General features: G+C 62.0%; 2 protein-coding genes. One reads left to right on the forward strand and one right to left on the reverse strand.

Going from position 1 to position 4,440, the window contains the following annotated elements; all coding sequences use genetic code 11:
• The first annotated feature begins 443 nt into the window (after positions 1 to 443).
• A complete protein-coding gene (locus VGY55_00320; GenBank protein ID HEV2968397.1) occupies positions 444 to 1,673 on the forward strand; it encodes a hypothetical protein in 1,230 nt (409 codons plus the stop codon).
• 75 nt (positions 1,674 to 1,748) lie between these two features.
• On the opposite strand, the gene VGY55_00325 is transcribed toward VGY55_00320, so the two are convergent.
• Complete coding sequence (locus VGY55_00325; GenBank protein HEV2968398.1) at positions 1,749 to 2,888, reverse strand: hypothetical protein; 1,140 nt, start codon at positions 2,886 to 2,888, stop codon at positions 1,749 to 1,751.
• Between the last annotated feature and the right edge of the window lie 1,552 nt (positions 2,889 to 4,440).

Below are 4,440 nucleotides of genomic sequence, written 5' to 3' on the forward strand. Positions count from 1 at the left end.
TGGGGGCTGTCGCGGCCCATATCTTTCAGCGTGGCATCAAAGGTCATCGCCATAAAGGGGCTCCCACTTGTCTATTTTGGTATTTGCCCGGAGGAAAAGAATATGCCAAAAGTTCCGCGGCCGCCACCCGTCCCACTTGAACGTGATCGGCAAATTCTGCACGGCAGGTTGGAATCTTGCCTCACGTTCTGCCGAAATGCGATTTTGCCGCGCGAAGTGTGTTCCGTCCGCCGCCGACGCCTTCGGCGTCGGCGGCGGTCGGAAACGGCATAATGTAGGGCGGCTTGTAGCCCGTCAGTCATTGGCACCACGGAGGCAAGCTCCGGTAACATATCATCCTGTCGAGCGTGATTCTATCCTTGTTTTCACGTGGTTTTCGCATTTTTCGCGACCACGGGCAAGTGCCTAGTGACTCCCGATTTGACACCCGATAGGATGAAGCCATGCCAACGACCAAGAAGAAGCCGGCCAAGCCCGCCAAGCCGTACCCTGATTTCCCGCTCTTTCCGCACGACACGCGGAGGTGGGCAAAGAAGATCAAGGGCAAGCTGCACTATTTCGGGCCCTGGAACGATCCCGACAAGGCGCTGAAGCTCTACCTCGATCAGCGCGACGACCTGCACGCCGGCCGCCGACCGCGATCGAAGGCAGGCGGCCTCACGGTGGGCGAGCTCGTCAATCGCTACCTGACCGTCAAACGGCGATTGGTCGACAACGGTGAGTTGAGCGCCAGGCACTGGGCCGACATGCGGACCATCGGCGCGATGCTCGTGCAAAAGTTCGACCGGCAACGGCCAGTAGCGGACTTGGCTGCGGATGACTTCGCCGAGCTACGTGCCGACCTTGCCGCCGGGCGGGGCCTCGTGACCCTCGCGAATCAGATCGAACGCGTCCGGATCATTTTCCGCTGGGCGTACGACGCGGGCCTGTTGGCTAGCCCTCTTCGGTTCGGGCCCGACTTTCGCCCACCTTCGAACGCGATCCTTCGCCGCGAGAAGCAGAAGCGGGGCGCGAAGCTGTTCGAGGCGGCCGAGCTGCGCAAGATCATCGACGCGGCGCAGCAACCGCTCAAGGCCATGATCTTGCTCGGTGTCAACGCCGGCCTCGGCAACGCCGACGTTGGTCGACTGCACGAGCGCCATCTCGACCTGCAGACCGGCTGGCTCGACTACCCTCGCCCCAAGACGGCGGTTGGGCGCCGCGCATGGCTGTGGCCCGAGACGGTCGCGGCGATCAAGGAAGCCATCGCCGACCGACCGGAGCCGAAGGACAAGGCTGAGGCCGGCTTGGTTTTCTTGCGCGCTGACGGCGGCAGTTGGTACGTCGAGCTCGAGTTGCCGGCGCCCAAGGCCGGCGCGAACGGCGACGAGCACCACGATGAGAAAACCAAGTTGCCCAGCACAAGCAACCCCGTCTCCTACGCGATGCGGCGATTGATGCGATCCTTGGGGCTTCAACGCCCTGGCCTCGGGTTCTACACGCTTCGGCACGTGTTCCTGACGATCGGCGAGGAGTCGCGGGACCACATCGCGGTCGCCCACGTCATGGGCCACGTCGTGCCCGGCATGGGGACCGCCTACCGCGAGACTGTAAGCGACGAGCGGCTGCGGGCCGTGTGCGAGCACGTCAGGGCATGGCTGTTTGGGAAGACGAAGAAGTCGAAGCCGCGGTAATCGAACACCGGCTGCCGCCGACGATCCGCGAGTTTTGGCGGGAACCGGATCGAAATTCTGCCGCGGAGGGGATACCTATTGGCCATTGTCGCGAATCGCCTTCTGGTAGCGCCGATATGCTCGCGTCAGCGTGGCGGGGGCGACGTTGTGTTTGGCCGCGATCTCGCGTGCAATTTGGATTTGCACGACGTGTCGACCTTCTTTGGAGGCACTCGCTAGCGTATTGTGAAGCTCGCGAAATCCAAGTGTGTCCGGTAGCGGGACGTTGCGTAGAGGTTTTCGAGGAGGCAAGCCAAAATACTGGGCGTACCGTTCGGCGGCCTCGTTGAACTCCGACTCGCTACCGATTCGCGCCCACTCGTGCTTCAGCTTCAACTCCTTGGCAACTTTCCTGAAGGGTGTACGCAGCTGATACTGCTCGCGGCACCATCTGTCCCGCTCGTAATCCGGGCCATAATTTCGCGGGGTTCGTTCGACCGCGGGAATGTTTGTTGATTCGGAGTCGGAGCGATTCTCCGCCACGGACAAAGCCGACCCCGAGGAAAACTTCCACCAATCCCAGAGCTCATCGGTTGCCCAAACTACGAGGTAAGTATGGGAGGCGTACGATTTCCCGGGCTCTGGAACAATTGGTTGCCCGGGACTCGTGCTGCAGGAGGCGTATATGGGGCCCGGTTGCATCGAGATGGGAATCTGGTACGCGGTTGCCGATTCGCGGGCCATTTCCGTCGGATCTACATAGTCCCCGAATCCGGAAAATGCCTTGACTTGCTTCCTAGGCCTGCGTGGTTTCTCATCCGATGTGCGCAACTTCGGTGTCTTCGGTACATGGATGACGGCGGTCTCCACCCCAAGGAATCCACGTTCGATAAGGCGATAAACCGCCCAGGACGCCACGCTGCTATCGTGCCCCCTTTTCGCCAAACTCGAGATGAGACTCGGCGCAGAGACAATCATGCCTTTGGGGTCAGGATTACCGTAGGGGAGATATGGGTCCCGCTCGGGGATTTCGCGAAGAACCAGAGGCACGTCCGCAGCGGCGGCATTGACTTGCGTTTGTTGGGGTTGAAACGAGCTGTCAAGGCGGACCTTCAAGTGTTCCCTAAACTCGGCCAGTTCTTTCGCGGACGGAATCATGTAATTCAGCACCTCGCCACTTACAGGCCGCCCGCCAGCGATCGGCAAGGCGTCTCCGGTGCAGGCGGTGAGCCACAACCGGGATCAGCCAGTTAGCTCACTGAAATGCGATTGTAGAATCCCCGGCGGACAAGCTCAATCGCACCGTCCAAACGGCGGGAGCCGAAAATCAAGGCCGAGTGCGGCCTCGCGTTTCTGCATCCGCGGCCGGCCGCGCGGACAAAAACACGGACACGCCAAAAGGATTTCGCGATCTGCCGTTGCGCGAAACGCTTGGCTTGCGCGACTCCACAACAGACGCGCGAAGGCATCCGTCGATTGCGCAAGCCCACATGGCACATAAGGTTGTGGCCAACCACCTTTTTGATCCAGGCTTTGATCCCGGCGCTGCAGGAAGACGCAGCGAGAATGCGGCCAATCACTTGTCCGCGCGGACACCGTGTTTTGAGCACCAAGACAGACGGCCTAATCTGCCCCCTGTTGTAGCAACAACGGTGGAGCAGAAATGCCAGAGCTTCTTTCCTCGCGTGATGTGGCGCGCCTTCTGGGTTGCCGGCCGCCTCGCAACTCGGGCGACTTTTGCGCGCAGATCTTCTTCGACAAGAGGGTCTTGGTCGTCGTTGGACGTCGCGCAGGTCCGGCCGATTACGATCCCAAGATCCGCACAACGGTCGTCGAAGCCGGCGAACTCCAAGCCGCATCGGAGTCTGCCGCAAAATGACGCGAGCCACCGCGATCGCCGAGGCTACATTCTTGACGCCGCCAGAGTGCGCGCAGTTGCTGAGAGTTGATCCTCACACGGTCGCGAATTGGATCAGCAACGGTGAACTCAGGGCTTCCAATCTCGCCCGCCGAGGTAGCACACGTCCGCGGTGGCGAATTCACCGAGCCGACCTCGAGAGTTTCCTCGCCGCCCGGGCTGCCATCCCACGACACGAACAGGCGCCGAAACGGCGACGGCCTGCGGAGTACCACGAGTGGGTTTAAGCCCGATCCGCGTAAGAATTCCCTGCGCAGTTCGCGCCACATCGAACCGATCTTTTTTTCGGTTTCAATCAGCAGGATTCCAAGTAATCATTGAGGCATGACCTCCACCACCCGCACACAGCGCCGTTACGATCATCGCCTCCGGGAGCTGGTCTGCAAAGCCAAAAGCGTCGACGTAGCCGTACGCCACGGAGTGCCCCGATCCACGGCGCGAGGCTGGCTCGCGCCAAGGTCAACGCCGGTCGTGACGTTGCCGCCCGGCCAGCTCCGCAATCGTCGCCAGCCAACCTCTCACCTCGCCGTTCGGATCGCGCCGTGCCTGCCGCTCCGGCGTCATTCGATCCAGGTGGCCAAGGGGCGCGCACTCAACGGCCGGTACAAGGCAAAGGGGAAGCGAGCCCGACCAGCCAGACCGCGGGGCGGGTTGGGGTTGGTTCGCCGCCGAGATCTGGCGCCGTCCGGCGGTCTTTGGCCTAGTCGGGCCGCGCAATGGTTGCGCAGCACAGTGGCGAGCCAGGGCCGGTTCAACCAGGGTCCGCCCTCGCCCAGCCCCCGGCCGCGGGCGAGTTGGTCGAGCGAGCTCCCGCCCAGCACGCGTGACTTCGAGTGCTCGCTCGAAAGCGCGCTTGGCCGGCGAGTTGTT

The organism is Pirellulales bacterium (assembly GCA_035939775.1).
Taxonomy (GTDB): Bacteria; Planctomycetota; Planctomycetia; order Pirellulales; family DATAWG01; genus DASZFO01.

Excerpts from the sequence above, each read along its gene's own strand:
- VGY55_00320 (HEV2968397.1), top strand. The coding sequence starts at position 444 with ATGCCAACGACCAAGAAGAAGCCGGCCAAGCCCGCCAAGCCGTACCCT.